This is a genomic window from Clostridium sp. ZBS15, assembly GCF_023845705.1.
GTDB lineage: Bacteria > Bacillota > Clostridia > Clostridiales > Clostridiaceae > Clostridium > Clostridium aquiflavi.
Genome location: NZ_JAMQHY010000008.1, coordinates 90,353 through 94,469, shown reverse-complemented (window position 1 = coordinate 94,469; position 4,117 = coordinate 90,353). Strand labels below are relative to the sequence as shown.

General features: G+C 27.4%; 4 protein-coding genes and 1 other annotated feature. Of the genes, 3 read left to right on the top strand and 1 reads right to left on the bottom strand.

The annotated features are described in order from the left end of the window. Positions 1–31 precede the first annotated feature (31 nt). Positions 32–283 (bottom strand) — a binding site (T-box leader). A gap of 71 nt (positions 284–354) precedes the next feature. Further along, complete coding sequence (locus tag NG904_RS03850) at positions 355–768, bottom strand: HNH endonuclease (protein WP_252229885.1); 414 nt, start codon at positions 766–768, stop codon at positions 355–357. A 256-nt stretch (positions 769–1,024) separates the two neighbouring features. Here NG904_RS03850 and NG904_RS03845 point away from each other — a divergent pair, with 256 nt between their 5' ends. The 3 genes from NG904_RS03845 to NG904_RS03835 all read left to right on the top strand — a co-directional run bounded on the left by NG904_RS03845 (position 1,025) and on the right by NG904_RS03835 (position 4,077). Next, positions 1,025–1,585 (top strand): glycerol-3-phosphate responsive antiterminator, encoded by a 561-nt coding sequence (locus NG904_RS03845; RefSeq protein ID WP_252215190.1) that lies wholly within the window; start codon positions 1,025–1,027, stop codon positions 1,583–1,585. 114 nt (positions 1,586–1,699) lie between these two features. After that, a complete protein-coding gene (gene pgtP, locus NG904_RS03840; protein WP_252229883.1) occupies positions 1,700–3,028 on the top strand; it encodes a phosphoglycerate transporter protein PgtP in 1,329 nt (442 codons plus the stop codon). 452 nt (positions 3,029–3,480) lie between these two features. Beyond that, positions 3,481–4,077: a hypothetical protein gene (locus NG904_RS03835; protein WP_252229901.1), complete on the top strand. Its 597-nt coding sequence runs from the start codon at positions 3,481–3,483 to the stop codon at positions 4,075–4,077. The last annotated feature ends 40 nt before the right edge of the window (positions 4,078–4,117 follow it).

Genomic DNA, 4,117 nt, shown 5'->3' with positions numbered 1-4,117 from the left:
CTAAAGAATAAAAAAACTCCGTCTCTAAATATATAGAGACGAAGTAATATCCGTGGTTCCACTCTAATTATCTAATACATCTATTTAAATTAAAAATATACTTATTTTAATTTAAAAAGTAGAGTACTAGATCACTTGAAATTACCGTAACGTGGCAATAAACGGACTGTATTAAGGTCACTCAGAGGTGGTTTTCAACTAAAGATATTTAAGAATAATTCCACCAACATATTCTCTCTCTGAAAATAAGGTTTTAGTTTACTGTCCTCATCAACGTATTATCATATATTATTTTTTATTATAATCATTGCATTTTTTTATGTCAATAAAATAAGAAAAATATTTGTTATAAAATTAAGGTTCTTTATCTATATTGTCGATTAATTTATTTAGAGTTAAATTTTCAATCATTTCTTCAGCATATAGTTTTCCACCCATAATTTTAACTATTATATCTAATTTTTTAAATCCTTCTTTATATACTTTTAAATCTTTAATGATTCTTTTTAGTTGATTTTTAGATACTTCAAGTATTAACATTAATTCTTTAAATTTATAATAATCATTTTGAAGCAGATAAAATAAATTATTTTGAAGTTCTAACTTGTACAAAATATCGGTTTCTTCACAATGATGAGGACCTGGTTTACCTCTATGATGATATGGACACAAATACTTGTAATTTAATTTTATATCCAATCCACCTTCACTTCTGTGAACAATATGATGAATATCAGCCTGTTTTTGGCATATTTCACACAAATACAACTGCATTCCTCCTTAAAAGCTTGTATATATATTATAAAATAATCAGAATAAAATATCAATTTACTTAGCTTCTATTATAGGTAAGTATTAGAAGCTTTTATGATATAAATCCTAAATATATACATATTTACCTATAATAAATAGTATTTAAAAAAAATCTCAAGTGTTACATTTTTGAAACAATTAAGATTAAGTTTTGAAAAGATTAATTGTTATTATATAAACATAGTAAACGTTTCAAAGAGGGGGAAGCTTAATGAGTACAGTAGAGTTATTAGAACAGAACCCTATTATAGCATCTGTAAAAAATGAAGATGAATTAGCATTAGCGCTAGAATCTTCAGTACAGATTATATTTGTGTTATTTGGCAGTATTATGAATATAAAAGAGATAGGCGATTTAATAGAGGAAAAAGGGAAGATAGGAATAATTCATTTAGATTTAGTTGATGGTTTTGTTTCAACTAAAGAAGTAGTAATTAGTTATTTAAAAGAAAATACTAGTTTCAAAGGAATTATAAGCACAAAACCACACATCCTTAAAATTGCTAAAAATTATGGGTTACTAGCAATTCAAAGATTTTTTATATTTGATACATTGTCATTTACCAATTCTAAGAATCATTTAGTATCAGGAGCCGATGCAATAGAAATATTACCTGGAATTTTACCTAAGGTTATAGAAAATATGTCTAAAAATACATTAAAACCAATAATTACAGGTGGATTAATTGAGAATAAACAAGAAATTATTTCAGCATTACAATCTGGTGCAACATGTATATCTACAACTAAGCAAGAACTTTGGAGTGTTTAGTTATTAATTTAAGCATATTTTAAATATTTCTTTTAATTTATTACAGGAATTATTTATAGTATAAAACAAATAAAGTTTTACAGACTAAAAGATTAATTTTGTGGAGGGATTTTTATGTTTAACTTTTTAAAACCGGCACCTCATATTGAGAGAATGCCAGCAGAAAAGATACCATCAAGCTACAAGAGATATCGTATACAAGTATTTCTAAGTATATACATGGGATATCTTATTTATTACTTTGTAAGAAGTAATTTCTCATTAGCTAAGGTATATCTTATAGACCAAGGATTTACAAAAACTCAAGTAGGTTTTGTTGCCTCAGCTTTAGGATTAGCTTATGGTGTAAGTAAGTTCGTAATGGGTAATATGTCCGATAGGTCAAATCCAAGATTTTTCCTAGCAATAGGTCTTATATTATCAGGTGCAACAAACTTATTCTTACCTAATGCAACTAATATAGGTATGATGTTTATATTAATGTTACTTAATGGATGGTTCCAAGGTATGGGATGGCCTCCATGTGGTAGAATAATGACACATTGGTTCTCAGATAGTGAACGTGGAGTTAAAATGTCAATATGGAATACAGCACATAATGTAGGTGGCGGATTTATCGCTACAGTTGTATTACTTGGTGTATCTATATTTGGAAGTTGGAAAGGTTCATTCTATTTACCAGCAATAATTGCTATCGTTGGTGGTATCGTTTATATGATCTTTGCAAAGGATACTCCTCAATCAGTTGGTTTACCACCAATAGAAGAATATATGGATGATTATCCAGAAGTTGCAGAACAAGTTGAAGATGCAGAAGCAGAACTTTCTGCAAAAGAAATATTATTTAAATATGTATTTAATAACAAATTATTATGGTGTATTGCTATAGCTAATGTATTTGTTTACATGGTTAGATATGGTGTTATAAACTGGGTTCCAACATACTTACAAGAAGTAAGACATTTTAACCCAAAAGATTCTTCAGTAGCATTTGCTTTATTTGAATATGCAGCTATTCCAGGAACTATCATAGTTGGATGGATTAGTGACCACATATTCCATGGAAGACGTGCTCCGATAGGAATAATTTGTATGGTTGGTGTTGCAGTTGCAACATATGTCTATTGGAAGAGTACAAGCCCAATGGCAATTAATTGTGCTTTAGCATCAATCGGTGCTTTAATCTACGGACCTGTTATGCTTATAGGTGTTAGTGCACTAGACCTTGTACCTAAGAAAGCTGCAGGAACAGCTGCTGGTTTCACCGGACTATTTGGATACATGGGTGGACAAGTTGCAGCAGAAGTTGCAATGGGTGCTGTTGTTGATAAGTTTAGCTGGGACGGTGGATTCATATTATTAATGATTTCATGTGTTTTAGCAATATTCTTCTTATCATTCACATGGAATTCTCATAATATTGCAGCGAAAAAAGCTAACTAAAAAAGCTAATTAAAAAAGCTAAATAAATAAATTAAATAAATAAATAAATAAAAATTAAAAAACAATTTACCAATCCCCAATTTTATAAATTATTATATTAATGAAAAAGTGTACTTTCAGACTAAAAGTTTGAAAGTACACTTTTTTATTTTTCTTTAATTTAATGACTATAATCATATAAAAACTAATAGAATATTTATAGAAATAAATAACAATAATAGTAATATAATTTAAAAAATCTATATTAATGATAAAAACACAAAAAAATATGGTATAAATAATTTGTTAAGACAGTATTATATACTATATAATATAGGTATATAGATGGAATATAAAATAAAATGGTTTAAATAAATGAAAGAATGGTGGTTAAATTGAAAGAAAAATATAATTCATTTAGATATTGGGATGATATAACTAGCAAAAATAAAACAATTAGAGGACATATGTTTATGGAAGAACTTCCGACAGAAAAAAGTCTTTATTTTCATACAATTATTTTTAATAAGAATGCAGGGGTGAGCAGTATTTGGGGATATATGCCTAATCCAAAAACTTTACTCGGGTATTTTCAGCACTCATTTTTACAAGAAGCTTTTTATAAATGGATATATGGAAAAGAAAAATTAGTTACTAAAATTCCACCCTTACCTGTTGAAGTTATTATTAAAGAAGGCGAGAAATTAAAAAAAATTAATAAAGAGATAGCGAATAAGATGAAGCATGACTATGATAAATTGAATAGCATTTGGGATGCGCCTATAAGTAAACTTGATTTAGAAGTAAGAAAATTTATAAAAGATTTCAATGCTAAGTGGAGTGTAGATAATAATCAATTTATATATTTAAAAATATTTAAAGATGCTAAAGAATTAGGTGATTTTGTAATATCATCTAGTTTAATAACTAACACAGAAAAAGAGTTGGAAAAAAAGATAGGTGTATCTTTAGAAGAATGGAAAGATATTTGTGATAATGTAGATAAAGATAAAGGAAAGGGAGAAAAATTTAGAAAAATATTATTAAAGAAGTTGACAGAAGTATTTTAAAATAAGACAATGTTTTATCAAAGTGCTTATATATGCATAA